This is a genomic window from Escherichia sp. KS167_9B (genome assembly GCF_030295215.1).
In the GTDB taxonomy this organism is placed as follows: Bacteria; Pseudomonadota; Gammaproteobacteria; order Enterobacterales; family Enterobacteriaceae; genus Escherichia; species Escherichia coli_F.
The window spans coordinates 97365-122971 of sequence record NZ_AP025755.1 but is presented as its reverse complement, the minus strand read 5'-3'; the positions used below and the strand labels follow the sequence as shown (position 1 = coordinate 122971).

The 25607-nt window shown below is 49.3% G+C and carries 32 protein-coding genes and 2 pseudogenes; 31 read left to right on the top strand and 3 right to left on the bottom strand.

From position 1 onward, the window contains the following. Positions 1–167 precede the first annotated feature (167 nt). Together QUE34_RS27340 and QUE34_RS27335 are read left to right on the top strand one after the other, a co-directional pair. Positions 168–455, top strand: coding sequence for a hypothetical protein (locus QUE34_RS27340; RefSeq protein ID WP_000107535.1), 288 nt, complete (start codon positions 168–170; stop codon positions 453–455). 118 nt (positions 456–573) lie between these two features. Continuing rightward, positions 574–1395: pseudogene (locus QUE34_RS27335) on the top strand (DUF932 domain-containing protein). Positions 1396–1691: 296 nt separating this feature from the next. Here the strand turns inward: QUE34_RS27335 and QUE34_RS27330 are convergent. After that, on the bottom strand, positions 1692–2201 hold the full coding sequence (locus QUE34_RS27330) for a transglycosylase SLT domain-containing protein (protein ID WP_000759166.1): 510 nt from the start codon (positions 2199–2201) through the stop codon (positions 1692–1694). A gap of 423 nt (positions 2202–2624) precedes the next feature. Here QUE34_RS27330 and traM point away from each other — a divergent pair, with 423 nt between their 5' ends. The 19 genes from traM (at position 2625) to QUE34_RS27235 (ending at position 16038) form a co-directional block, all read left to right on the top strand. Next, positions 2625–3008 (top strand): conjugal transfer relaxosome DNA-binding protein TraM, encoded by a 384-nt coding sequence (gene traM / locus QUE34_RS27325; RefSeq protein ID WP_001151555.1) that lies wholly within the window; start codon positions 2625–2627, stop codon positions 3006–3008. 193 nt (positions 3009–3201) lie between these two features. Continuing rightward, positions 3202–3888, top strand: coding sequence for a PAS domain-containing protein (locus QUE34_RS27320; protein ID WP_000332479.1), 687 nt, complete (start codon positions 3202–3204; stop codon positions 3886–3888). 93 nt (positions 3889–3981) lie between these two features. Further along, positions 3982–4209 carry a conjugal transfer relaxosome protein TraY gene (gene traY / locus QUE34_RS27315; RefSeq protein WP_001254381.1) on the top strand — a complete coding sequence of 76 codons (228 nt, stop codon included), beginning with the start codon at positions 3982–3984 and terminating at the stop codon, positions 4207–4209. Between the two features lie 33 nt (positions 4210–4242). Next, complete coding sequence (gene traA, locus QUE34_RS27310; protein WP_000340277.1) at positions 4243–4602, top strand: type IV conjugative transfer system pilin TraA; 360 nt, start codon at positions 4243–4245, stop codon at positions 4600–4602. A gap of 14 nt (positions 4603–4616) precedes the next feature. Next, positions 4617–4928, top strand: a complete 312-nt coding sequence (gene traL / locus QUE34_RS27305; RefSeq protein ID WP_000012121.1) for a type IV conjugative transfer system protein TraL — start codon at positions 4617–4619, stop codon at positions 4926–4928. A 21-nt stretch (positions 4929–4949) separates the two neighbouring features. Next, positions 4950–5516: a type IV conjugative transfer system protein TraE gene (gene traE, locus QUE34_RS27300; RefSeq protein WP_000399757.1), complete on the top strand. Its 567-nt coding sequence runs from the start codon at positions 4950–4952 to the stop codon at positions 5514–5516. Beyond that, positions 5503–6231: a type-F conjugative transfer system secretin TraK gene (traK, locus tag QUE34_RS27295; protein WP_001355329.1), complete on the top strand. Its 729-nt coding sequence runs from the start codon at positions 5503–5505 to the stop codon at positions 6229–6231. The genes traE and traK overlap by 14 nt, the downstream gene beginning before the upstream one ends. Beyond that, positions 6231–7661, top strand: coding sequence for an F-type conjugal transfer pilus assembly protein TraB (traB, locus tag QUE34_RS27290; protein ID WP_000146619.1), 1431 nt, complete (start codon positions 6231–6233; stop codon positions 7659–7661). The genes traK and traB overlap by 1 nt, the downstream gene beginning before the upstream one ends. Beyond that, a complete protein-coding gene (traP, locus tag QUE34_RS27285) occupies positions 7651–8238 on the top strand; it encodes a conjugal transfer pilus-stabilizing protein TraP (protein WP_000002892.1) in 588 nt (195 codons plus the stop codon). Before traB ends, traP begins: the two co-directional genes overlap by 11 nt. Beyond that, the gene (locus tag QUE34_RS27280) at positions 8225–8545 is read left to right on the top strand and encodes a conjugal transfer protein TrbD (protein ID WP_001057269.1); all 321 of its coding nucleotides are present in this window, start codon (positions 8225–8227) and stop codon (positions 8543–8545) included. The genes traP and QUE34_RS27280 overlap by 14 nt, the downstream gene beginning before the upstream one ends. Continuing rightward, positions 8542–9057: a type IV conjugative transfer system lipoprotein TraV gene (traV, locus tag QUE34_RS27275; RefSeq protein ID WP_000802746.1), complete on the top strand. Its 516-nt coding sequence runs from the start codon at positions 8542–8544 to the stop codon at positions 9055–9057. The genes QUE34_RS27280 and traV overlap by 4 nt, the downstream gene beginning before the upstream one ends. 134 nt (positions 9058–9191) lie before the next feature. Continuing rightward, positions 9192–9413: a conjugal transfer protein TraR gene (traR, locus tag QUE34_RS27270; protein WP_001278688.1), complete on the top strand. Its 222-nt coding sequence runs from the start codon at positions 9192–9194 to the stop codon at positions 9411–9413. A gap of 159 nt (positions 9414–9572) precedes the next feature. Further along, the gene (gene traC, locus QUE34_RS27265; protein WP_286338981.1) at positions 9573–12200 is read left to right on the top strand and encodes a type IV secretion system protein TraC; all 2628 of its coding nucleotides are present in this window, start codon (positions 9573–9575) and stop codon (positions 12198–12200) included. After that, the gene (trbI, locus tag QUE34_RS27260; RefSeq protein ID WP_000214089.1) at positions 12197–12583 is read left to right on the top strand and encodes a type-F conjugative transfer system protein TrbI; all 387 of its coding nucleotides are present in this window, start codon (positions 12197–12199) and stop codon (positions 12581–12583) included. The genes traC and trbI overlap by 4 nt, the downstream gene beginning before the upstream one ends. Then, positions 12580–13212 (top strand): type-F conjugative transfer system protein TraW, encoded by a 633-nt coding sequence (traW, locus tag QUE34_RS27255; protein WP_000650119.1) that lies wholly within the window; start codon positions 12580–12582, stop codon positions 13210–13212. The genes trbI and traW overlap by 4 nt, the downstream gene beginning before the upstream one ends. Beyond that, positions 13209–14201: a conjugal transfer pilus assembly protein TraU gene (gene traU / locus QUE34_RS27250; RefSeq protein ID WP_001355328.1), complete on the top strand. Its 993-nt coding sequence runs from the start codon at positions 13209–13211 to the stop codon at positions 14199–14201. Before traW ends, traU begins: the two co-directional genes overlap by 4 nt. Before the next feature lie 275 nt (positions 14202–14476). Beyond that, positions 14477–14773 (top strand): hypothetical protein, encoded by a 297-nt coding sequence (locus QUE34_RS28765; protein WP_001364039.1) that lies wholly within the window; start codon positions 14477–14479, stop codon positions 14771–14773. Between the two features lie 249 nt (positions 14774–15022). Beyond that, positions 15023–15661, top strand: coding sequence for a type-F conjugative transfer system pilin assembly protein TrbC (gene trbC / locus QUE34_RS27240; protein WP_000087541.1), 639 nt, complete (start codon positions 15023–15025; stop codon positions 15659–15661). Continuing rightward, positions 15658–16038 (top strand): hypothetical protein, encoded by a 381-nt coding sequence (locus tag QUE34_RS27235; RefSeq protein WP_000009645.1) that lies wholly within the window; start codon positions 15658–15660, stop codon positions 16036–16038. The genes trbC and QUE34_RS27235 overlap by 4 nt, the downstream gene beginning before the upstream one ends. On the opposite strand, the gene QUE34_RS27230 is transcribed toward QUE34_RS27235, so the two are convergent. Continuing rightward, a complete protein-coding gene (locus tag QUE34_RS27230; RefSeq protein WP_001364024.1) occupies positions 16027–16245 on the bottom strand; it encodes a hypothetical protein in 219 nt (72 codons plus the stop codon). The genes QUE34_RS27235 and QUE34_RS27230 overlap by 12 nt on opposite strands. Before the next feature lie 27 nt (positions 16246–16272). Here QUE34_RS27230 and traN point away from each other — a divergent pair, with 27 nt between their 5' ends. From traN to trbA, 4 genes are read left to right on the top strand one after another with little or no spacing between them, the layout of a single operon-like run. Continuing rightward, positions 16273–18177, top strand: a complete 1905-nt coding sequence (gene traN / locus QUE34_RS27225) for a type-F conjugative transfer system mating-pair stabilization protein TraN (protein WP_000662057.1) — start codon at positions 16273–16275, stop codon at positions 18175–18177. A gap of 13 nt (positions 18178–18190) precedes the next feature. Then, complete coding sequence (locus QUE34_RS27220; protein ID WP_000864356.1) at positions 18191–18448, top strand: conjugal transfer protein TrbE; 258 nt, start codon at positions 18191–18193, stop codon at positions 18446–18448. Next, positions 18441–19184, top strand: coding sequence for a type-F conjugative transfer system pilin assembly protein TraF (gene traF / locus QUE34_RS27215; protein ID WP_001030399.1), 744 nt, complete (start codon positions 18441–18443; stop codon positions 19182–19184). The genes QUE34_RS27220 and traF overlap by 8 nt, the downstream gene beginning before the upstream one ends. Before the next feature lie 44 nt (positions 19185–19228). Further along, entirely contained in the window at positions 19229–19534 is a 306-nt protein-coding gene (trbA, locus tag QUE34_RS27210; protein WP_236922840.1) for a conjugal transfer protein TrbA, read from the top strand. On the opposite strand, the gene QUE34_RS27205 is transcribed toward trbA, so the two are convergent. Continuing rightward, positions 19515–19850: a hypothetical protein gene (locus QUE34_RS27205; RefSeq protein ID WP_000415768.1), complete on the bottom strand. Its 336-nt coding sequence runs from the start codon at positions 19848–19850 to the stop codon at positions 19515–19517. The genes trbA and QUE34_RS27205 overlap by 20 nt on opposite strands. 80 nt (positions 19851–19930) lie before the next feature. On the opposite strand from QUE34_RS27205, the gene traQ reads away from it, so the two are divergent. The 6 genes and pseudogenes from traQ to traG all read left to right on the top strand — a co-directional run bounded on the left by traQ (position 19931) and on the right by traG (position 25587). Continuing rightward, positions 19931–20215 carry a type-F conjugative transfer system pilin chaperone TraQ gene (gene traQ / locus QUE34_RS27200; protein WP_000624195.1) on the top strand — a complete coding sequence of 95 codons (285 nt, stop codon included), beginning with the start codon at positions 19931–19933 and terminating at the stop codon, positions 20213–20215. Next, positions 20202–20726 (top strand): annotated as a pseudogene (trbB, locus tag QUE34_RS27195) (type-F conjugative transfer system pilin assembly thiol-disulfide isomerase TrbB); the annotation flags it as partial. The gene traQ and the pseudogene trbB, both read left to right, overlap by 14 nt. Then, complete coding sequence (gene trbJ / locus QUE34_RS27190) at positions 20727–21041, top strand: P-type conjugative transfer protein TrbJ (protein ID WP_001244895.1); 315 nt, start codon at positions 20727–20729, stop codon at positions 21039–21041. Next, positions 20995–21387 carry an F-type conjugal transfer protein TrbF gene (gene trbF, locus QUE34_RS27185; RefSeq protein ID WP_000138366.1) on the top strand — a complete coding sequence of 131 codons (393 nt, stop codon included), beginning with the start codon at positions 20995–20997 and terminating at the stop codon, positions 21385–21387. The genes trbJ and trbF overlap by 47 nt, the downstream gene beginning before the upstream one ends. Further along, the gene (gene traH, locus QUE34_RS27180) at positions 21374–22747 is read left to right on the top strand and encodes a conjugal transfer pilus assembly protein TraH (RefSeq protein ID WP_001137366.1); all 1374 of its coding nucleotides are present in this window, start codon (positions 21374–21376) and stop codon (positions 22745–22747) included. Before trbF ends, traH begins: the two co-directional genes overlap by 14 nt. Further along, positions 22744–25587, top strand: coding sequence for a conjugal transfer mating-pair stabilization protein TraG (gene traG, locus QUE34_RS27175; protein WP_001006995.1), 2844 nt, complete (start codon positions 22744–22746; stop codon positions 25585–25587). The genes traH and traG overlap by 4 nt, the downstream gene beginning before the upstream one ends. Positions 25588–25607: the final 20 nt, after the last annotated feature.

Genomic DNA, 25607 nt, shown 5'->3' with positions numbered 1-25607 from the left:
TTAATGCTGGCGTGAAAGGTGAAGCAGAGGACTATAGCTGTTGACGAAGGTTATTACCTTAGATGATGGGGTAGGTTCTCTCCGCTTCATGCGATGGTAGCTAATCATCGCTCGTTGATTACATACAAGATGATGGGGGCTGAAAACCTGAGAGAGGAGAAAGCAGGATGAGTACCCGAAATATCCACGTTAACACCGCGTCGTACACGCTTCTTGTTGCCGGGAAGAAAAAAAACACCGGGGAAGAGTGGGACGTCCTGGAATTCAGCAGCCTGACTGAGCTGAAAAAATATCGCAAAAGCCACCCGGAAAAGATGGCCTTCAGTTATAGCTACGCGCTCAGTCAGGGTGTGGATAAGCAGTTCCGCCATATCAACATTGCGGAAGCCGATCACTTCAAACAGTTCCTGCGTCAGATTAAGCGTGCCGGCCTCGATATCCGGGCGATCTGCTGACCGGATGTGATGAATATCCCTCCTGATTGTTGCAATCTTGTTAATGGAGATCGGGAGGGATGATATTAAGCGGAAAAAATTTTTATTAAATTTATTCTTTCATAAAGGAGTGGCTGTTATGCGATTAGCTTCCCGTTTTGGTCGGTATAATTCCATCCGCCGTGAACGTCCTTTAACGGATGATTAATTAATGCAGTTCGTGCCTTCGGTATTTTCCGGTGATAAACATGAGTCCCGGAGTGAACGTTATATGTATATTCCAACAATCAATATCATCAATAAGTTACGTGATGAAGGTTTCCAGCCATTCTTTGCCTGTCAGAGTCGGGTTCGTGATTCGGGACGTCGCGAATACAGTAAACATATGTTACGTCTTCGCAGGGAAGGGCATATTAACGGGCAGGAAGTTCCTGAAATTATCCTGCTTAATTCACATGATGGTTCATCCAGTTATCAGATGATCCCCGGAATTTTTCGTTTTGTCTGCACAAATGGCCTGGTGTGCGGAAATAATTTTAGCGAAATCCGCGTTCCACATAAAGGTGATATTGTCGGGCAGGTTATCGAGGGAGCGTATGAAGTGCTCGGTGTCTTTGATAAGGTCACTGATAATATGGAGGAGATGAAAGAAATTCATCTTAACAGTGACGAGCAACATTTATTTGGCAGAGCTGCACTGATGGTCAGGTATGAAGATGAAAATAAAACGCCAGTGACGCCTGAACAGATAATTACTCCCCGTCGTCGGGAAGATAAACAGAACGATCTCTGGACAACCTGGCAGCGGGTTCAGGAGAATATGATAAAAGGTGGATTATCGGGGCGAAGTGCCTCCGGGAAAAATACCAGGACAAGAGCCATTACAGGTATTGATGGTGATATAAGAATCAACAAGGCGTTATGGGTGATTGCCGAACAGTTCAGAAAGTGGAAGTCATGATAATATAAGTAAAGCCCCGAAAAAATTTTCAGGGCTTTACTTATATTATCATTTTTCGGCATCGCTGTGTCGTCTGATATACCTCAATTTCATCAACTGGCTTTCCGGTTGTCTGTAAATATTGTGCCCGCGAAAAATGGTCTGGCAGGAGGCTGCGCAGTTACCTGGTATATATAAGATGGGTTCCCGCTTCGCGGGGCTTCGGCCAGTCAGTATTGTCACTCAAATGGTATTTTTGTGTGTGGCCTTCCATGCCGCTTTTGCGGCATAACCGGTATCTGACAATGTCTGTAAGATTAATTGTTCTGCACGCTGTTAATTTCCGGAAGTGATTTCTTCGTGGCCGGAAGCCGGATACCTTTACTGCTTTTTATCCCGGTATAAATCCGGTAAACATCTGATGCGTAGGCAAGACGTCTCTGGTTCTGGCGTTCGGTCTTCCTGAATCCGGCATTGTATGCACCAACGGCCTCCCAGGTGACGCCCCATTTTTTAAAGGCTATTGCCAGATAATAAGCACCGGTATAAATGTTCATGCAGGGATCTGTTGTCAGATGTTCCGGCTTAATTCCGTAGCGGGCCAGTTCGTTAAAATGCTGGGAGTCTACCTGCATCAGTCCGCTGCCATATCCCGTTACCGGATTAATACCGATGGCATTAACCCGGTAACGGGATTCTTTCCATGATATTGCTCTCAGTAAATCAGGATCTATTTTGTAATCCCGGCCTGCAAGATCAAAGCAATCAGTGGCCTGGCAGATCTCATTTATAAACATCAGGCAGATGGCTAACATCCATTTTTTCATTTTTCCACCTCTGGTGACTTTATCTGTAAATAATTTAACCCACTCCACAAAAAGGCTCAACAGGTTGGTGGTTCTCACCACCAAAAGCACCACACCCCACGCAAAAACAAGTTTTTGCTGATTTGCTATTTGAATCATTAACTTATGTCTTAAATAATGTATTTTAATTTATTTTACATTATAAAAAGGATTCATTGGTGAATCACATATGATTCACCAATGAATTTAACACAACTCATAGATGAATCAGTAATAATAAAACAACGAGTTAAAGCGAATTGACTCTAGATTCAAATCGTGATGTGATTTGCTGCATGAATCGTAATTATCGTAACTTGCGTCACGATTCGATTCATCGATGAATTGTCATTTTTTTATATGTGAAATAAATTTGATGCGATAAGAAAATAAAGAGGTATACATATGGCGAAAGTGCAGGCTTATGTCAGTGACGAAATTGTCTATAAAATAAATGAAATTGTGGAAAGAAGACGTGCAGAAGGAGCTAAAAGTACAGATGTAAGTTTCTCAAGCATATCCACTATGCTTCTCGAATTAGGGCTTCGTGTATATGAGGCTCAGATGGAGCGTAAAGAGTCAGCGTTCAATCAGGCTGAGTTTAATAAGGTACTTCTTGAATGTGCGATAAAAACACAGTCAACAGTTGCTAAGATTTTAGGTATTGAGTCACTAAGCCCTCATGTTTCCGGGAATCCAAAGTTTGAATATGCGAATATGGTCGAAGATATCAGGGATAAGGTGTCATCTGAGATGGAGAGGTTCTTTCCAGAAAATGATGAGGAATAAAAAAGAATTAAAAGTTGATTTGCTTAAAATAACAGGATTTTGATCTGGTTCAATTTGATGACAATTAACCACATAAAGGGTATATTAATTATGTGGTTAATGCCACGTTAAAACTTGATATTAAAAATCGCCGATGCAGGGAGTTCAGACCTCCCTGCATCGACTGTCCATAGAATCCTTAACGGAGGTTCCTATGTGTGCACTGGATCCTAGAGAAAGGCCACGTAACAGTCAATCTGTAAATAAATATATCCTGAGTGTTCAGGATATCTATCGTAACTCACCTGTTCCTGTCTGTGTTCGAAATCAGAATCGTAAAATACTTTATGCCAATGGTGCATTTATTGAGTTATTTTCAAAAGAAGATCAGCCCCTTTCGGGGGAAAGCTATATTCGTTATCAGGTTGAGGTTTATTTATCCTTTCTGGAGCTGGAGTGTCAGTCTCTTGGGCATGGTTCAGCTTTTTGTCGTCGCTTTAATTTTCATGGCGAAATCTATCAGATAAGAATGGAAAATATTTCTTTTGACAGTAACGAATCAGTTGTTTTGTGGCAGATAAATTTGTTTCCTGACTATCATTTTTTTCTGAAAAATGATTATATGAAAAAAATTGCTGTTGCGCATGATAATTTTTGGTTGAATGAACTATCTCCTGGTACTTTAATTGTGTTTGCGATGTATATGTTTGGTGTTGGTCATGCAACAATTGCTAGGGAGTTAGGTATTACCATTCGTGCATCAGAGGACAGAATTAAACCGATGAAACGTAAAGTTAAAACCAGATATGCTAAGTTTGATCTTTTTAGAATATCTTTAATAACAAGTAATGAATTCACAAAATTAATTGATGTTATACGTGAATATTATGGTGTTAAGTAAATGTTAAATAAGACACGCCATTTTTGGCGTGTTTTTTTTCGTCGATTTCTGTGCAATCATCCTCTTATTAGCCATTAAGAATGAGGTGAATCTGTGAGGAGGCGGAACGCTAAAGCCGGTACAAGCAGAACAATTTCAGTTTATCTCGATGAAGATACAAATAACCGGCTTATCAGAGCAAAAGATCGGAGCGGAAGAAGTAAAACTATCGAAGTTCAGATTCGCCTGAGAGATCATCTGAAGCGATATCCGGATTTTTATAACGAAGAAATTTTCAGGGAGGTGACCGAAGAGAGCGAGTCAACATTTAAAGAGCTTTAGTTTTTATCTATCAATATTAAACAGAGGAATCATATGGACGCCGTTTTAAGTGTTCAGGGTGCTTCTGCGCCCGTCAAAAAGAAGTCGTTTTTTTCTAAATTCACTCGTCTGAATATGCTTCGCCTGGTTCGTGCTGTGATCCCGGCTGCTGTGCTGATGATGTTCTTCCCTCAGGCGGCCCTGGCTGCTGGCGGTCAGGACCTCATGCAGTCCGGTAATGACACCGTCAAAGCCACCTTTGGTAAGGACTCCAGTATTGTTAAATGGGTCGTTCTGGCTGAAGTGCTGGTCGGGGCGGTCATGTACATGATGACCAAAAACGTCAAGTTCCTGGCCGGTTTTGCCATCATATCTGTATTTATTGCTATAGGTATGACCGTCGTTGGCCTCTGACAGGAAATAAAACGATGTCGGGAGACGAGAATAAACTTAAGAAATATCGTTTCCCGGAAACACTGACCAACCAGAGCCGCTGGTTTGGCCTGCCAGTGGATGAACTGATCCCCGCAGCGATCTGTATTGGCTGGGGTATCACAACATCGAAATATCTTTTCGGTATTGGTGCAGCGGTTCTGGTTTATTTCGGAATTAAAAAACTGAAAAAAGGGCGGGGCAGCTCCTGGTTACGGGATCTTGTTTACTGGTATATGCCAACAGTCCTGCTTCGCGGTATTTTTCATAATGTTCCTGATTCGTGTTTCCGGCAGTGGATTAAATAGAACTGATACCTGGATTGTTATATGGAACACGGTGCCCGCTTAAGTACCAGTCGTGTACTGGCCATTGCTTTTATATTTATGTCCCTGCTCATTGTTCTCAGTCTGGCTGTTAACGTGATTCAGGGGGTGAATAATTACCGCCTTCAGAATGAACAGCGTACTGCCGTGACACCGATGGGGTTTAATATGCCCTTTGCGGTATCACAGAACAGTGCTGATGCCTCTTTTTTGCAGCAGATGGCACTGGCGTTTATTGCCCTGCGCCTGAATGTCTCACCGGAAATTGTCGATGCTTCTCACCAGGCACTTCTGCAGTATATCCGTCCGGGCGCACAGAACCAGATGAAAGTGATTCTGGCCGAAGAAGCAAAGCTCATCAAAAAAGATAACGTGAATTCTGCTTTTTTCCAGACCAGTGTTCGTGTCTGGCCACAATATGGTCGTGTGGAAATCCGAGGGATTCGGAAAACATGGATTGGTAACTCCGAACCTTTCACTGATATCAAACATTACATTCTTATTCTGAAACGGGAAAACGGGGTGACCTGGCTGGATAATTTCGGGGAAACAGACGATGAGAAAAAATAAGACACTAATAATATCCGCCTGCCTGCTTTTTTCCGGCAGCGTGCTGGCAGGAAACGGCACACTGGCACCTACAGTGGTTCCGATGGTCAATGGCGGTCAGGCAAGTATTGCCATCAGTAATACCAGCCCGAATCTGTTTACTGTCCCCGGTGACCGGATTATCGCCGTGAACAGTCTGGATGGTGCGCTGACTAATAATGAGCAGACTGCGTCCGGTGGTGTGGTGGTGGCCACCGTCAACAAAAAGCCTTTTACGTTCATTCTGGAAACAGAACGTGGTCTTAACCTTTCCATTCAGGCCGTTCCCCGTGAAGGAGCCGGGCGTACCATTCAGCTGGTCAGCGATTTGCGCGGAACAGGAGAAACTGCCGGTGCATGGGAAACATCCACGCCTTACGAATCCCTGCTGGTTTCCATCAGTCAGGCGGTCCGTGCCGGAAAACTGCCAGAAGGCTGGTATCAGATCCCCGTGACACAGGAAACCCTGCAGGCCCCTGCCGGAATGTCCGCAAAAGCTGAAGCCGTATGGACGGGGAATCACCTGAAGATGGTGCGCTTTACCGTGGAAAATAAAACGCTGTCTGCGCTGAATATCCGGGAAAGTGATTTCTGGCAGCCGGGAACCCGGGCGGTGATGTTCAGCCAGCCTGTCAGCCAGTTACTGGCCGCTGCCCGTATGGATGTGTACGTCATTCGTGACGGGGAGGGCAACTGATGGCCAGTATCAATACCATTGTGAAACGCAAGCAGTTCCTGTGGCTGGGGATTGTGATTGTCGGATCGGTATCAGCAATTGGTGGTGCGCTTTATCTGTCTGATATGGATATGTCCGGGAACACTGATGCCGTTGCAGAGCAGGAACCTGTACCGGATATGACCGGTGTTGTGGATACCACCTTTGATGACAAGGTGCGTCAGCATGCCACCACAGAGATGCAGGTGACGGCGGCACAGATGCAGAAGCAGTATGAGGAAATCCGTCGTGAGATGGATGTTCTGAACAAACAGCGTGGTGATGACCAGCGTCGCATTGAAAAGCTGGGGCAGGAGAATGCTGCGCTGGCAGAGCAGGTGAAAGCCCTGGGCGCGAATCCCGTGACAGTGACCGGAGAGCCTGTGCCACAGATGCCGGCATCCCCTCCCGGTCCGGAGGGGGAGCCTCAGCCCGGTAATGCGCCCGTTGCTTTTCCGCCGCAGGGGGCAGGTGCTGTGCCACCGCCCACCGCGTTCTATCCGGGCAACGGAGCCACGCCGCCGCCACAGGTGACGTACCAGTCTGTGCCGGTGCCGAACCGGATACAGCGTAAAACGTTCAGCTATGATGCCGGCACAAAGCAAACTCCGTCCCTGCCGTACATTCCGTCAGGCAGTTTTGCGAAAGCCATTTTGATTGAAGGGGCGGATGCCAATGCCTCTGTCACCGGTAATGAATCCACGGTGCCGATGCAGCTGCGTATCACCGGTCTGGTGGAAATGCCGAACAGCAAAACCTATGACGCAACGGGATGCTTTGTTGGGCTGGAAGCCTGGGGGGATGTTTCCAGTGAGCGTGCCATCGTGCGTACCCGCAATATCAGTTGCCTGAAGGAGGGTAAAACCATCGATATGCCGGTTAAAGGGCATGTCAGCTTCCGGGGTAAAAACGGTATCAAGGGTGAAGTGGTGATGCGTAACGGCAAAATCCTCGGCTGGGCATGGGGGGCTGGATTTGTTGATGGTATCGGCCAGGGAATGGAACGTGCTTCACAGCCTGCTGTCGGGCTGGGAGCCACTGCCGCTTACGCGGCCGGTGATGTGCTGAAAATGGGTATCGGTGGCGGTGCATCGAAAGCGGCACAGACCCTCAGTGACTACTACATCAAACGCGCTGAGCAGTATCACCCGGTGATACCCATCGGGGCGGGTAATGAAGTGACCGTGGTGTTCCAGGACGGTTTCCAGCTGAAAACCGTGGAAGAGATGGCGCTGGAGCAGGCACAGGGGCAGGCGGAAGAGAGTAACCCGGGAAGTCCCGTGCCGAACCCGCCATCCGCAGAGAGTCACCTGAATGGTCTGAATACCGACCAGATGCTGAAACAGCTGGGCGACCTGAATCCGCAGCAGTTTATGGCCGGTGGTCAGGAAGGGGGCAACGATGGCAAATAATACGTCGTCCTGTCAGGCGTGCCATGCCGCCAGGTATGTTGTCGCCCGGGTTCTGCGAGGACTGTTCTGGTGTCTGAAATACACCGTCATTCTGCCACTGGCAACAATGGCCCTGATGGCGTTATTTGTTTTATGGAAGGACAACACCACGCCGGGGAAATTACTGGTTCAGGAGATTAACTTTGTAAGACAGACAGCCACTGCCGGGCAGTTTCCGGTCAGTGAATGCCGGTTTTCTTCCTCAGACCTTCCCGGAGCAGAAGAAAAAGAAATCTGCCATTACCGCAATGCTGGAGCCACAGAGTATGCCAGGGAGACTGACCGGTCACTGATGCAACTGGTCACCGCATTATGGGCAACACTGGCACTGATGTTTATGTCGTTTGCAGCAGGCACCGGGAAATATCCGATGTGGCCCGGAAAAATGAAATGTGTCCGGGTGGGAACCGCAGATGAACGACTGAGGGAAGTACTTGCTGAAGACGCTTCCCTGCCGGGAAAAATCAGGAAATGCCATGCTTATTTCCCTGATAACAGAACAAACAGAAACAACGGAGATAAAAATGAACATGCGTAATATTCATGTTATTACTGCCCGCTCTGTGCCGGATAAACGCATATCAGATGATTTTATGCATGCTGTTCTCAGTAACTGCACCACAAGAATCGTACTTCCTGCACAGGAGAAATTCAGTCCTGAATTATTGCCGCACAATTTTAATATGGCTGCTGTCGGTGTGATGAAGAAGGGGATGTCGATGAGTTTGTTTTCTTCTCCTGGATATACAGTAATTTTCGGACAACCCTGTGCAGGGAAATCAAATCTGATGGCTGAATTCATTTCTTCTGTTGTGGGGAGTAATAAAAAAGGAGAAGGACAATGAAGCCGATTTCTTTATTTATTCCGCTGCTGGGGACGTTATTACTTTCTGGCTGTGCCGGAACGAACTCCGATTTTGAGTGTGATGCCACCACATCCGATACCTGTATGACGATGGAGCAGGCCAATGAGAAGGCCAAAAAACTGGAGCAGTCCTCAGAAGCAAAGCCGGTTGCGGCATCACTGCCGAGCCTGGCTGACGGGGACTTCCGGACCACGTCGGTGCAGGCCGTTGCGACGACAACGCCGTCCCACAGCAGGCCTGCTGTGACAGCACTTCCGGAGCAGAAACTGCTGGCACCACGCCCGCTGTTTACCGCTGCCCGGGAAGTGAAAACGGTTGTTCCGGTCAGTTCAGTTACGCCGGTAACACCTCCCCGTCCGCTAAGAACGGGTGAGCAGACGGCAGCATTATGGATAGCGCCTTATATTGATAATCAGGATGTTTATCATCAGCCATCCAGTGTGTTTTTTGTTATTAAACCGTCTGCGTGGGGAAAACCACGTATTAATTAACTGGCCCTGAAGTTGTATATCAGCCGACAATGCCGGCGGGATTTCTGTATTTAAAATCTGCCTGTAAAACGAGTGCCCTGTGCGTGAAAAGGGATGGGCGGTAGCGTGCCAGAACATGTCGGGAGGAATATTCCGTGAGTGATGAAGCCGATGAAGCATATTCAGTGACAGAACAACTGACCATGACAGGAATAAACCGGATACGCCAGAAAATAAATGCTCATGGTATTCCTGTTTATCTCTGTGAAGCATGCGGAAATCCTATTCCTGAAGCCCGGAGGAAAATATTTCCCGGTGTGACGTTGTGCGTTGAATGTCAGGCGTATCAGGAAAAGCAGAGAAAACATTATGCATAAGTCAGTCGCAGGAAATATTGATTTAATTCCGGATGAGAATGCGCGGATATTCAGAAAACAGAAATATTTGTATATGCGTCGGGAAATAGCGCGTTAATTACAGATGTTCCCTTCATGCTTTCCGCATTTCTCGTTTTATTTTTCAACTAAGGAATTCATGTGAATAACCCACTTGAGGCCGTCACTCAGGCGGTTAACTCCCTCGTCACAGCACTGAAACTGCCTGACGAATCCTCAAAGGCCAATGAAATTCTGGGCGAAATGAGCTTCCCACAGTTCAGCCGTCTGCTGCCGTACCGTGATTACAACCAGGAGTCCGGTCTGTTCATTAATGACACCACGATGGGCTTTATGCTGGAAGCCATTCCCATCAATGGGGCGAATGAGACCATTGTGGAGGCTCTCGATCACATGCTGCGCACCAAACTGCCGCGCGGTATTCCGCTGTGTATCCATCTGATGTCCAGCCAGCTGGTTGGCGAGCGGATTAAGTACGGGCTGCGTGAGTTCTCCTGGTCAGGTGAACAGGCAGAACGGTTTAACGCCATTACCCGGGCCTATTACATGAAAGCCGCAGAAACACTGTTTCCGCTGCCGGAAGGGTTGAACCTGCCTCTGACCCTGCGCCATTACCGGGTGTTTATCTCGTACTGTTCTCCCTCGAAGAAAAAAAGCCGGGCCGACATTCTGGAAATGGAAAACCTGGTGAAAATCATCCGGGCGTCTCTGCAGGGAGCATATATCACCACGCAGACGGTGGATGCGCAGGCTTTCATCGATATTGTCGGGGAGATGATTAACCATAACCCGGACTCCCTGTACCCGAAAAGACGTCAGCTGGACCCGTATTCTGATCTGAATTATCAGTGTGTGGAGGACAGTTTTGATCTGAAAGTCCGGGCTGATTACCTGACGCTGGGCCTGCGTGAGAACGGCAGGAACAGCACCGCCCGCATCCTGAATTTCCATCTGGCCCGTAACCCGGAAATCGCCTTCCTGTGGAACATGGCCGACAACTACAGCAACCTGCTGAACCCGGAACTGTCCATCTCCTGCCCGTTCATCCTGACGCTGACTCTGGTGGTGGAAGACCAGGTGAAAACCCACAGCGAAGCCAACCTGAAGTACATGGACCTGGAGAAAAAGTCGAAGACCTCCTATGCCAAATGGTTTCCGTCCGTGGAGAAAGAGGCGAAGGAGTGGGGGGAACTGCGTCAGCGTCTGGGCTCCGGTCAGTCTTCTGTCGTGTCCTACTTCCTCAACATCACCGCATTCTGCAAGGACAATAATGAAACGGCGCTGGAAGTGGAGCAGGACATCCTGAACAGTTTCCGTAAAAACGGTTTTGAGCTGATTTCACCACGCTTTAACCACATGCGCAATTTCCTGACCTGCCTGCCCTTTATGGCCGGGAAAGGGCTGTTTAAACAGCTGAAAGAGGCCGGTGTGGTTCAGCGCGCAGAGAGCTTTAATGTGGCCAACCTGATGCCGTTAGTGGCGGATAACCCCCTGACACCGGCAGGTCTGCTGGCCCCCACCTACCGTAACCAGCTGGCGTTTATCGATATTTTCTTCCGGGGGATGAATAACACCAACTACAACATGGCGGTCTGTGGAACATCCGGGGCCGGTAAGACGGGGCTGATACAGCCACTTATCCGCAGCGTGCTGGACTCCGGGGGCTTTGCCGTGGTGTTCGACATGGGGGATGGCTACAAGTCCCTGTGTGAGAACATGGGGGGCGTATATCTGGATGGTGAAACCCTGCGCTTTAACCCGTTTGCGAATATCACCGATATTGACCAGTCAGCGGAGCGTGTCCGTGACCAGCTGTCGGTGATGGCCAGCCCCAACGGTAACCTGGATGAAGTGCATGAAGGTCTGCTGCTGCAGGCAGTCAGGGCATCATGGCTGGTCAAAGAGAACAGGGCACGAATTGATGACGTGGTGGATTTCCTGAAAAACGCCAGTGACAGCGAGCAGTATGCTGAGTCACCGACCATCCGCAGCCGTCTGGACGAAATGATTGTGCTGCTTGACCAGTACACTGCCAACGGCACTTACGGCCGGTATTTTAACTCCGATGAGCCGTCCCTGCGGGATGATGCCAGAATGGTGGTGCTGGAGCTGGGCGGACTGGAAGACCGTCCGTCCCTGCTGGTTGCGGTGATGTTCAGCCTTATTATTTACATCGAGAACCGGATGTACCGCACGCCGCGTAACCTCAAGAAACTGAACGTTATTGATGAAGGCTGGCGTCTGCTGGACTTCAAAAATCACAAGGTCGGTGAGTTTATTGAGAAAGGTTACCGTACCGCCCGTCGTCATACCGGTGCCTATATCACCATCACACAGAACATCGTCGACTTTGACTCTGACAAGGCGTCCAGTGCTGCCCGTGCGGCATGGGGTAACTCCTCCTACAAAATTATCCTCAAACAGAGTGCGAAGGAGTTCGCGAAATACAACCAGCTGTATCCGGACCAGTTCCTGCCACTGCAGCGTGACATGATTGGCAAGTTTGGTGCGGCCAAAGACCAGTGGTTCAGTTCCTTCCTGCTGCAGGTGGAAAACCATTCCTCCTGGCACCGTCTGTTTGTGGATCCGTTAAGCCGTGCCATGTACAGCTCTGACGGCCCGGATTTTGAGTTTGTGCAGCAGAAGCGTCAGGAGGGCCTGAGTATTCATGAGGCGGTGTGGCAGCTGGCGTGGAAGAAGTCAGGGCCGGAGATGGCTTCGCTGGAGGCCTGGCTGGAAGAACATGAGAAATACAGGAGTGTTGCATGACCACAACGCAAAAAACGACTGATGTTACAGCCCGTCAACGCTGCCACTGGTGGTGGATGGTGCCGGGATGCCTGGCAATGGTGTTACTGAACGCAGCCGTCAGTTACGCCATTGTCAGACTGAACACGCCGGTAACCGTCGCCTTCAACATGAAACAGACTGTGGATGCGTTTTTTGACAGCGCCAGCCAGAAAAAACTGTCAGAAGCGCAGTCGAAGGCGCTGGCTGACCGTTTTAACGCGGCACTGGAGGCCAGTCTGCAGACGTGGCAGCAGAAGCACCACGCTGTCATTCTGGTGTCGCCTGCCGTGGTACAGGGGGTACCGGATATCACCCGTGAAATCCAGCAGGATATTGCCCGGCGAATGAGGGCAGAACCATGAAATGCCGGGGGCTGATTGCCCTGCTGATATGGGGGCAGAGTGTGGCTGCAGCCGATCTTGGCACCTGGGGGGATTTGTGGCCGGTAAAGGAGCCGGACATGCTGACGGTGATCATGCAGCGCCTGACAGCTCTGGAGCAGTCCGGTGAGATGGGCCGGAAAATGGATGCCTTTAAGGCGCGGGTTATCCGCAACAGCCTGCGGCCCCCTGCCGTGCCCGGTATCGGTAGGACGGAGAAATACAGCAGCCGGCTGTTTGACCCGTCGGTCAGACTGGCTGCGGATATCCGGGATAACGAAGGTCGTATCTTTGCCCGCCAGGGGGAGGTGATGAACCCGCTGCAGTATGTGCCTTTCAACCAGACGCTGTATTTCATCAACGGTGATGATCCTGAGCAGATTGAATGGATGAACCGCCAGACGCCTCCCACGCTGGAAAGCAAAATTATCCTGGTGCAGGGCAGTATCCCGGAGATGCAGAAAGCTCTGGACAGTCGTGTTTACTTTGACCAGAACGGTGTGATTTGTCAGCGCCTCGGCATCGATCAGGTTCCGGCACGGGTGAGCGCGGTCCCCGGCGATCGCTTCCTGAAGGTGGAATTTATTCCGGTCGGGGAGGGAGGGAAATGAAACGGTGTATGTGGTTGTGTGTGGTTTTGCTGCTGACTGGCCATGTTCCCGTAGCGTCAGCGGACGCTGCCTGTGAGGGGCGGTTTGTTAACCCGATCACGGATATTTGCTGGAGCTGCATTTTCCCTCTCTCGTTGGGCAGCACAAAAGTGAGCCAGGGGAAGGTGCCGGATACCGCAAACCCGTCAATGCCGATCCAGTTCTGCCCGGCGCCTCCCCCTGTTTTTAAACGTATCGGGCTGGCTATTGGTTACTGGGAGCCGATGGCCCTGACGGATGTCACCCGCTCACCGGGATGCATGGTTAATCTGGGGTTCAGTCTGCCGGAATTCGGGAAAACGGCACAGGGGACGGCAAGAAAAGAAGATAAACAGGTGAACGGGGCGTTCTATCACGTGCACTGGTACAAATACCCGCTGACGTACTGGCTGAATATCATCACATCGCTGGGCTGTCTGGAAGGTGGTGACCTGGATATCGCGTATCTTTCCGAAATCGATCCCACATGGACGGACAGCAGTCTGACCACCATTCTCAATCCGGAAGCGGTTATTTTTGCCAACCCGATAGCGCAGGGTGCCTGTGCAGCTGATGCGATTGCCAGCGCCTTTAATAAACCTCTGGATATTCTGTTCTGGTGTGCCGGTTCGCAGGGCAGTATGTATCCGTTTAATGGCTGGGTGAGCAATGAATCCAGCCCGCTGCAGTCCTCCCTGCTGGTCAGTGAGCGGATGGCATTTAAGCTCCACCGCCAGGGCATGATTATGGAAACCATCGGTAAGGACAGTGCCGTCTGTAACGAATATCCGTCTCCCATACTTCCCAAAGAACGCTGGCGTTACCAGATGGTGAACATGTACCCGGACAGCGGGCAGTGCCATCCGTTCGGGCGCAGTGTGATGCGCTGGGAGACGGGAAAAAATCCGCCCAACACAAAGAAAAATTTCGGCTACCTGATGTGGCGTAAACGTAACTGTGTGTTCCTGTAAATAAAGAGGTGAAGGATGAAAGTGAAAAATAAAATCACTATGCATGTTTACGCAAGAGAAAGTGCTGTAAGCCGGAGTGAAAGAGAAGACTGGCAATTAATTGCCGCCAGACTCAGAAAAAAGATAAACAGAGAAAGAAGCTAATCAACAATCTGCGTTGTTTTCTCGTATCTTTCGTCAGATAAGTTTATGTCTGTTAAGCGCAGGAAATGAGTCTGGCGGTTCTCATAAATATAACCGTGTGTGCATGTGTACAATATAAATCAAGGTGTGTTATGAGTTTTTTATCATTTTTACGAAAGATAAGTAATAAAGAAAAAGAAATTTTTATCAGTGAGGAGCGATTTTTCTCCCTGCTGGAAAAGGTGAGTGCTTTTGATGTGGTCAGACAATGGACTGAAAATGGTGGGGCATATTATCCTCTGCTGGAGTGCCGTCGGCTTACAGATATTGAAGATGTCAGGAAATCAGAGGATATACTGAATCGACTGGAGTTTATTGACAGAAGATTTCGGGAATTCATCAGCACTATGTCTGAATATAATTGTAATGATAAATCTAAAGACAGGTAGGAGAACGAATTGTCTGAGTATCCACCGGAAAAAAATATACCAGGCCCGGAGAGAGGGAGACCATCTGTCATTAAAAAATTACGGTGATGATATTATTCTGAACAGAGATACCGCCGTGGCTACGGTGTAGATTACTGTCAGCAGAAAATGCATTACTCAGGAAGAAATGGATGAGTTATATGCTCTGTCTGAAAGATTGAAAGAAAAGTGCGCCGGTAATTAAATTATATCACTATGCCGGGAGATGATATGAGCCGTAAAATATTTGTACTTTTTTCCCTGACAGCAGGACTGTTTATTTCTGCCCACGCTTCGGAAAACGTGAATACGCCAGAAAACCGCCGGTTCCTGAAGCAGCAGGAAACACTGAGTCAGCAGTTACGTGAAAAGCCGGACACACAACTGCAGGCATGGGCAGAACAGCAGGTCAGGGCGAATCCCCTTCAGCATTCCGATAACCAGTTTCTCGATGAACTGGTCCGTAAGCAGCAGGCTGCTCAGAAAGACAAACCACAACAGGGGGCCGTGTATTTTGTATCGTTTTCCATACCCGAAGAGGGGCTGAAACAGATGCTGAGCGAAACCGGGCACTACGGTATTCCGGCCACACTGCGGGGCATGGTGAACAATGACCTGAAGACTACCGCTGAAGCCGTGTTGTCTCTGGTAAAAGATGGCGCGACCGATGGTGTTCAGATCGACCCGACGTTGTTTTCACAGTACGGCATCCGCAGCGTGCCGGCCCTGGTGGTGTTCTGCAGCCAGGGGCACGACATCATCCGGGGAAATCTGCGCGTCAGGCAGGCGCTGGAAAAAGTGGCCGCCACGGGAGACTGCCGGCAGGTGGCTCAGGGACTGCTGGACGGCACCGGGGATAAGTCGCAATGAGTTTTCCAGCAGGCTATTACCGGATTGACCCGGACATCCGTGCACTTGTGGCCGCGATGAACGTTCACGGATTCCGTACATATGCGTCCTGTCAGGGGCATGGTTTTCCTGTTACAAAGCTGCCGCCTTATATTGCCTTTGTCTGTCCGGTAAAAATGGCTGCCCTTCTTGAACGGCGACTGCGGCAGGATGCTGAATCAGCAATACCACGTCTGGCATGGGGATGGTCGGTGAAGGGGGCTTTTAACAGCGAGTTTCAGCTCTGTTTCAGGCTTCAGCCCGAAGCCCCTTATTACTGGTATAACCGGTACTGTCGTCACTCGTTATGTGCTGATTTCAGGACACTGATATCGTTACTGAAATCGTTATCTGAGTAATAATCCCGGAACATCAAGAATTCCCATGTACCATAGCCCGCCAGCAATAATAGTAGCCGTAATAAACAGCCCGGCAAACCATTGATGCAAGCGATCGTTGCGGCGTTTTTTTCCAAAAGGGTCCGTTGAGCTGCAATTCCCGCATGTTGTGGCTGTTCGACTTAATGCTTTACCACAATCAACACAGTTCTGAAGTTGAGATGACATCACTTCATTCTCCATTTGGTTCAGATTATGAAAGAAAATATAAATACCTTTTTCAGGTCTCTGAATTTTAATGACTCCGGAAAACCGTGCAATATTTGTGCAATTGTTTTTTTTCTGAGCTTTTCTGTGTTTGCAGACAGCAACAGTGATTACCGGGCAGGTTCCGATTTTGCCCGTCAGATCCAGGGGCAGGGTATTGGCAGTATTCAGAATTTTAATCCGCAGGAGAGTATCCCGGGGTATAACGCGAACCCGGATGAGACGCAGTATTACGGTGGGGTGACTGCCGACGGGGATGGCGGTCTGAAAAATAACGGCACCACACAATGGGCAACCAGTGAAACCGGCAAAACCATCACAGAATCCTTCATGAACAAGCCGAAAGACATTCTGTCACCGGATGCGCCGTTTATTCAGACCGGCAGGGATGTGGTGAACCGGGCTGACAGCATCGTGGGAAACACCGGACAGCAGTGCAGTGCGCAACAGATAAACCGCAGTGAATTCACCAACTATACCTGTGAGCGGGATACGATGGTTGAGGAATATTGTTCCAGAACCGCCAGTATCACAGGGGACTGGAAATACACGGATGAATATCGTGAGGTGACGATACCGCACTCACAGTTCCGGTTCAGTATGAACGGGCTGAAACTGGCGTTCAGTGTCACGGCTCCGGTAACCGGTACAGTGGAAAGTGCATCATTGTCTGTATACGCCGCTTTTTTCTTCCTGAACTCTCGTTATACCTTCATGAATTCAACGTTCAATGTTGGCCTGGCAAACGGGCAGTCGGGGACTTTCCCTCTGTCCGGGGCAACAGGTTTGCAGGTGACACAGGGGCAGGTACTGACCGGCAGTGGCTGTACTGCTAACGGTAACTGCCTTTCTGGCGGGAACGGTGACCAACAGGTTTATGAGAAACTGGCCAGCGGCGCCTCCACCTTTACGCTGAAACTCAGGATGAAGGTCCGTGATAAAGAATGGGTTCCACGAGTGGAGTGGGTGGAGAGTTGTCCGTTTAATAAAGCGGATGGCGTGCTGAAAGGCACTGAGTGTTCAGAGCCGGGTGGTACGAAAACAGGTGTGATGGAAGGTAAACCCTGGAGCATCACACAGGCGTGCTGGGCATACCGGGATAAATATGTCACGCAGTCGGCAGATAACGGCACCTGTCAGAAATATGTTGATAATCCGGCCTGTACGCTGGCCTCACGTCAGTGCGCGTTTTATTCCGATGAGGGAGCCTGTCTGCATGAGTATGCCACGTACTCCTGCGAGTCCAGAACATCCGGGAAAGTGATGGTTTGTGGTGGTGATGTCTTCTGTCTCGATGGTGAATGTGATAAGGCGCAGAGCGGAAAAAGCAGTGATTTTGGTGAAGCCGTCTCACAACTGGCTGCGCTTGCCGCCGCAGGTAAGGATGTTGCCGCCCTGAATGGTGTGGATGTCCGGGCTTTTACCGGTGAGGCGAAATTCTGCCGTAAGGCTGCAGCCGGCTTCAGTAACTGCTGTAAGGATGGCGGCTGGGGGCAGGATGTGGGGCTGGCTGAATGTAACAGTGAAGAAAAGGCGCTGGGAAAGGCGAAGGACAACAAACTGACGGTGAGTGTGGGTGAGTTCTGCTCCCGGAAAGTGCTGGGTGTCTGTCTGCAGAAAAAGCGCAGTTACTGCCAGTTTGATTCGAAGCTGGCGCAGATAGTCCAGCAGCAGGGGCGCAACGGACAGTTGCGTATTGGTTTTGGCAGCGCAAAAAGTCCTGACTGCCGGGGGATCACCGTGGATGAACTGCAGCGTATTAAGTTCGACCAGCTGGACTTCACTAACTTCTACGAAGACCTGATGAATAACCAGAAAATCCCGGATAATGGTGCGCTGACCGAAAAAGTGAAAGAGCAGATTGCCGGTCAGCTGAAACAGGTGGGGCAGTAAGGTCGGGAAAATAATGAAAGTCATATTCACGTCGAATCGTCTTGTTGATTTTCTTATCCGGCTTGTTATTACAGCAATTGTCATTTCCCCGGTAATTATCTGGTCATGGAATACGGTAAAAGAAACCACGGTGGGCGGGATACTTGCTGCTGCTTTCGTTATTCTTTACTCCGGTGAGCTCCTGTTTATTCTGTATTTTTGTTTTTCTGCACTGGCTGACCTGCAGAAACCTGATGAAAGAAAAAGTGATGAAAGGAATGAAGATGAATAAAGCATTACTGCCACTGTTACTCTGCTGCTTTATTTTTCCGGCGTCAGGAAAAGATGCAGGCTGGCAGTGGTATAACGAGAAAATAAATCCGAAGAAAAAAGAAAATAAACCAGTCCCTGCGGCTCCCCGTCAGGAGCCGGATATTATGCAGAAACTGACTGCGCTGCAGACGGCAACAAAGCGGGCGCTGTACGAAGCCATTCTGTATCCCGGCGTGGATAATTTTGTGAAATATTTCCGGCTGCAGAATTACTGGACTCAGCAGGCCGGGCTTTTCACCATGAGTGCCAGAAAGGCCATGCTGGCACATCCCGAACTGGACTATAACCTGCAGTACAGCCATTACAACGGTACGGTACGGAACCAGCTGGCGGCAGACCAGGCGCAGCAGCGACAGGCCATTGCCAGACTGGCAGAGCATTACGGCATCATGTTTTTTTACCGTGGGCAGGACCCCATCGACGGGCAACTGGCGCAGGTCATTAATGGCTTCCGGGATACGTATGGTCTGAGTGTTATTCCCGTTTCCGTGGATGGCGTGATTAATCCGCTGTTGCCGGATTCCCGGACTGACCAGGGGCAGGCGCAGCGCCTCGGCGTGAAATATTTCCCGGCCATGATGCTGGTAGACCCGAAACAGGGCAGTGTTCGCCCGTTATCATACGGCTTTATTTCGCAGGACGACCTGGCAAAACAGTTCCTGAACGTTTCTGAAGACTTTAAACCGAATTTTTAACCAAAGGATATATATGCATACAGGGGATTTGTGTTTTTTTACAGGTGCCAGCCTGTTTATCGTGGGGGGGTTATTTCTTTACAGGACCAAATAATAAAGGAGTTTATCTGCTGAGCTCGTTTGTCTTCTTTGTAGTAAATGTCATAAGTGTATGTGTGCTGCCAGATAATTTCTTGTTTCTTTGTGGTGCGGTTATGAATCAGTGTGCCGTACCGGTTGTTTCAATGGCAGTCAGTACCATGCCGGTTATCACGAAGTTTGACAGTTTCAGAAGGATGTTTGTTTGTATTATGTTGTCAGCCATATGGTCTGGAGTGATGTGGTTTTTTATTATTTCATTAGTGAAATGACTGGTGCTAATTTGTCATAAATGCCAAATCCAATAGTGAGGTTGATTACCACAGACCAGAGGATAAACCAGACTGCTATCCAGTGACTTCTGAATAACTCACAGAAATAAACGTAGGTGATTAAAAATATCCATATCACAACAACGATAATTGCTATAAATAACAGAACTGTCATAAATAAATCAGCGAAGGTTTTAATGGGCAGGGAATGCAATAATAAATACACCAGCAAAGCAAAAGCCGTATTACCTGACAATGACTCTCTTATGATGTTTCTCACTATTTCCAGTTTTTCTTTGAAAGATGACTTTTCCATGTAAGGTTCTGATTAATTTCACAAAAATATGAAGATTATATGCGTGAATAAATTCATGTAAACCACAACAGGATATTCAAATGATAAGTAAATACAGATTCTCTTTACCCCGGCTGGATATTACCGGTGTATGGGTGTTCTCCCTGGGGCTCTGGTTTCATATTGTTGCCCGTCTGGTCTACAGAAAGCCCTGGATGGCTTTCTTTCTGGCAGAGCTGATTGCGGCCATTCTCGTAATGTTTGGCGCATACCAGATACTGGATACATGGATAGCCCGCGTCAGTCGGGAGGAAAGGGAAGCTCTGGAAGCCCGTCAGGCCGCCATTCTTGCTGCAGAGAAGGAGAGCAGACATGTCTCTCACTAAATCACTGGTGTTCACCCTGTTACTGAGCGCCGCTGCCGTGCAGGCCTCCATCCGGAATGAGATTGAGCGACTCTGGAATCCGCAGGGTATGGCCGCACAGCCTGCAGCAGACACGTCAGCCAGGACAGAAAAGTCGGCTCCCCGCTGGTTCCGCCTCAGCAACGGAACTCAGGTCAATCTTGCTGACTGGAAAGTGGTGCTGTTCATGCAGGGGCGATGTCCGTACTGTCACCAGTTTGACCCGGTACTGAAACAGCTGGCGCTGCAGTACGGATTTTCCGTATTTCCCTATACCCTGGATGGTCAGGGTGATACGGCCTTCCCGCAGGCGTTACCTGCACCACCGGATGTGCTGAAAACATTCTTCCCGAATATCCCTGTGGCCACACCGACCACCTTCCTGGTTAACGTCAATACGCTTGAAGCGCTGCCGCTTTTACAGGGCGCATCGGATGCTGCCGGTTTTATGGCGCGGATGGATACCGTTCTGCAGATGTACGGAGGAAAAAAAGTGCGAAATAAGCAGGTGGTGTTACTCATTGCCGGAATATCCGGCATCGCGACCGGAATCATCGTCAGCCTGAATATCCCCTTTATCCGTCAGGGGCTTTTTTATCCCTCCAGCCCTGCAGAAATTGTCGTTTCGCTGTGTCTTACCTTTTCTGTTTCTGTTGTGTTTTTTGTGGGGGCAATTGTGGGATGGATTTCGGTGTCTGAAATATATTACAGCCGCATGACCGGTCTGAATGAATCATCAGAAATATCAGAGGAAACTTATGATGACAGAAAACAAAAAGAATCAGGAATTCAAAATCAGAAAAATTAAACGGGATATCGAGCGCAGTTGTGATAACTCCATAAAACACTTCTGGCTTTTTGTGGTTTTCTTTGTTGCCGGATTGCTTTTATGGCACGGTATGCATGCTATTTTCAGCGCCGGTATTGATTCGTGGAAAACAGAGCCGGAATTAAATAATTTGATTTATATGTGGAACATTCTGATGTATGCAATTCCGTATACGTTATATGCGCTTGCAGCAGGGTTTCTTGTTACATATTTTCTGTCCACAATGTATGAATTAATATTCGGGAATATCATGATATTCCTGCTGAAACGTCGTATGCGCCGGGAGAACAGTTTCAGGGAGGGTAATCACGATGCCTCGCATTAAACCTCTTCTGGTTCTTTGTGCCGTTTTACTGACGGTCACACCCGCAGCGTCAGCGGATGTGAACAGCGACATGAATCAGTTCTTTAATAAGCTGGGATTTGCCACCAATACCACCCAGGCCGGAGTCTGGCAGGGGCAGGCTGCCGGGTATGCCTATGGCGGTTCTCTGTATGCCCGTAATCAGGTCAGAAATATCCAGCTTATCTCCATGACACTGCCGGATATCAATGCAGGGTGTGGCGGCATCGATGCTTATCTCGGCTCATTCAGTTTTATTAATGGTGAGCAGCTGCAGCGTTTTGTTAAGCAGATTATGAGTAACGCGATGGGTTACTTTTTTGACCTTGCCCTGCAGACAACGGTGCCCGAAATCAAAACCGCGAAAGATTTCCTGCAGAAGATGGCGAATGACATTAACAGTATGAACCTCAGTAGCTGTCAGGTGGCCCAGGGGCTTGTGGGTGGCCTGTTCCCTCAGACGCAGGAATCTCAGCGGAAAGTCTGCCAGGACATTGGCAGTGAAAGCAATATCTTTGCTGACTGGGCCGCTTCCCGTCAGGGGTGCACTGTCGGAGGGCAGTCCTCAGCGGTTCGTGACAAGGCCAGCGATAAGGACAAGGAGCGGGTACTGAAAAACATCAATATCATCTGGGATTCTCTGTCCAAAAACAGGATGCTTGATGGTAACAAGGAGCTGAAAGAGTTCATTATGACGCTCACCGGTACGCTGATTTTTGGTGAAGACAGTGAGATTACCCCTCTTCCTGCACGAACCACTGACCGCGATATTGTCCGGGCGATTATGGAAGGGGGCACCGCGAAAATTTATCACTGCAATGATTCGGATAAGTGCCTCAACGTGGTGGCCGATGCGAATGTGACCATCAGTAAGGACAGGGCGCTCAAGTCACAGATAGCAAAACTGCTCACCAGTATTCAGAACAAGGCGCTCAGTGATTCTCCGCTGGCTGAGAACGAAAAAAACTTCATTCAGAGCACCACCATTCCTGTTTTCAGATATCTGGTTGACCCACTGATGCTGGGCGTATCCAACAGTGTGCTCTACCAGCTGACGGACTATATCGGTTACGACATCATGCTCCAGTACATTCAGGAACTGCTTCAGCAGGCCCGGGCGATGATTTCCACCGGGAACTACCCGCAGGCGGTCCTGGACAGTGTGCTCGATAACCTTAATCAGGCGCAGCAACAGATTGCCATTTTCCAGAGCCAGGTGCAGGTCCAGCAGGATGCATTGCTGGTCGTTGACCGTCAGATGAGCTACATGCGTCAGCAGTTGTCTGCCCGTATGCTCAGCCGTTACCAGAATAATTATCACTTCGGGGGAGGCGTACAGTGAACGAGGTCTATGTCATCGCCGGTGGGGAATGGTTACGGAACAACCTGAATGCCATCGCTGCCTTTATTAGTACCCGGACGTGGGATTCCATCGAAAAAATTGCGCTCACCCTGTCTGTTGTTGCTGTGGCGTTTATGTGGGTACAGCGACATAACGTGATGGATTTGCTGGGATGGGTTGCCGTGTTTGTGCTTATCAGTCTGCTGATTAATGTCCGCACATCGGTGCAGATTATTGATAACAGTGACCTGGTTCAGGTTCATCGTGTGGACAATGTACCGGTCGGGCTGGCGATGCCATTATCGCTGACAACCCGTATCGGGCATGCAATGGTGGCCGGCTATGAGATGGTTTTCGCTCAGCCGGACAGCGCCACCTACAGCAAGACAGGGATGCTGTTCGGGGCGAATCTGATAGTGAAAAGCACCGATTTTCTCTCCCGGAATCCGGAAATCATCAGTCTGTTTCAGGACTACGTCCAGAACTGCGTGCTGGGTGATATTTACCTGAACCACAAATACACGCTGGAAGACCTGATGGCCTCCTCTGACCCGTATACCATAATCTTTTCTCAGCCCAGCCCTTTACGTCAGGTGCCGAATAATAATTACAGTTTTCTGCACAGCTCAGAGCCGTTTGTGTCCTGTAAGGACGCATCCGTCGGACTGAAGGATAAGCTGAATTTTGATACGAATACCGGAGGCAAGACCTGGCATTATTATGTGCAGCAGTTATTTGGCGGCAGACCGGACCCTGACCTGTTATTCAGGGAACTGCTCAGTGACAGTTACAGCTATTTCTACGGTGCCAGCCAGTCGGCCAGCCAGATTATGCGTAAGAATGTGACAATAAATGCACTGAAAGAGGGTATCACCAGTAATGCGGCCCGTAACGGTGATACGGCCAGCCTGGTGAGTCTGGCCACCACCTCATCAATGGAGAAACAGCGACTGGCGCACGTCTCTGTCGGGCATGTGATAATGCGAAACCTGCCGATGGTCCAGACCATTCTGACCGGAATAACCATTGGTATTTTCCCGCTTCTGGTACTGGCTGCTGCATTTAACAAAATGACACTGCCGGTGCTGAAGGGTTATGTGTTTGCCCTTATGTGGCTGCAGACCTGGCCTCTGCTGTACGCCATTCTGAACAGTGCCATGACATTCTATGCGAAGCAGAACGGTGCCCCGGTGGTGTTGTCGGAAGTCTCTCAGATACAGCTGAAATACTCCGACCTGGCATCAACCGCAGGTTATCTCTCAGCGATGATCCCCCCTCTGTCATGGATGATGGTACGAGGCCTTGGTGCCGGATTTTCCAGCGTATACAGCCACTTTGCGTCTTCTTCCATCACGCCAACCGCCAGTGCGGCAGGCAGTGTGGTTGACGGTAATTACTCCTACGGCAACATGCAGACGGAGAACGTGAACGGCTTCAGCTGGAGCACCAACAGTACCACGTCATTTGGTCAGATGATGCACCAGACTGGCAGTGGTGCAACCGCCACGCAGACCCGTGACGGCAGTATGGTGATGGACGCCAGTGGGGCAATGTCCCGTTTGCCGGTTGGTATTAATGCAACGCGTCAGATTGCAGCAGCGCAACAGGAAATGGCCCGGGAGTCGATGAATAAGGCGGAAAGTGCCCTGCATGGTTTCAGCAGCAGTATTGGCAGTGCCTGGAACACACTCAGCCAGTTTGGCTCTAACCGGGGAAGCAGTGATTCAGTCACCAGTGGCGCTGACAGCACGATGAGCGCGCAGGACTCCATGATGGCCAGCCGTATGCGCAGTGCGGTGGAAAGCTATGCGAAGGCGCATAATATCAGTAATGAGCAGGCGACAAGAGAACTGGCATCCAGAAGTACGAGAGGTTCTGCGGGGATGTATGGTGATGCTCATGCTGAATGGGGGGTTAAACCTAAAATTCTTGGTGTTGGTGGTGGCGCAGGTGTCAGAGGTGGTGGTAGGACAAGTATTGACTGGAATGATGAGGATGCGCATCAGGCCAGCAGTGGTTCACGGGCCAGCCATGATGCCCGTCATGATATTGATGCCAGAGCTACACAAGACTTTAAAGAAGCAAGCGACTACTTTATTAATCGCAAGGTCAGTGAATCCGGCAGCCATACTGACAATAATGCCGATTCCCGCGTGGATCAGTTGTCAGCAGCCCTGAACTCAGCGAAACAGAGTTACGACCAGTACACGACGAATATGACCCGCAGCCATGAATATGCGGAAATGGCCTCCCGTACTGAAAGTATGAGCGGACAGATGAGTGAAGACCTGTCGCAACAGTTTGCACAGTATGTGATGAAACATGCGCCGCAGGATGCAGAAGCTATTCTGACAAACACCAGTTCACCGGAGATTGCAGAACGTCGTCGGGCAATGGCCTGGTCTTTTGTTCAGGAACAGGTGCAGCCTGGTGTTGATAGCGCCTGGCGTGAATCCCGTGGCGATATCGGTAAAGGAATGGAGAGCGTACCTTCGGGCGGTGGCAGCCAGGATATTATTGCAGACCATCAGGGGCATCTGGGTATTATTGAGCAAAGAACGCAGGACAGTAATATCCGTAACGATGTGAAGCAGCAGGTTGATAATATGGTCACAGAATATCGAGGCAATATCGGAGATACTCAGAACAGCATCCGCGGCGAGGAAAGTATTGTAATAGGACAGTATTCTGAACTGCAAAATCACCATAAAACAGAGGCATTATCTCAGAATGATAAATATAATGAAGAAAAATCAGCTCAGGAAGGAATACCCGGTGCTGACAGCCCACAGGATCTTATGAACAGGGCAAAAGAGTATCAGGATAAGTATAAGCAATAATGCTGGGTTTGGGAGATGAT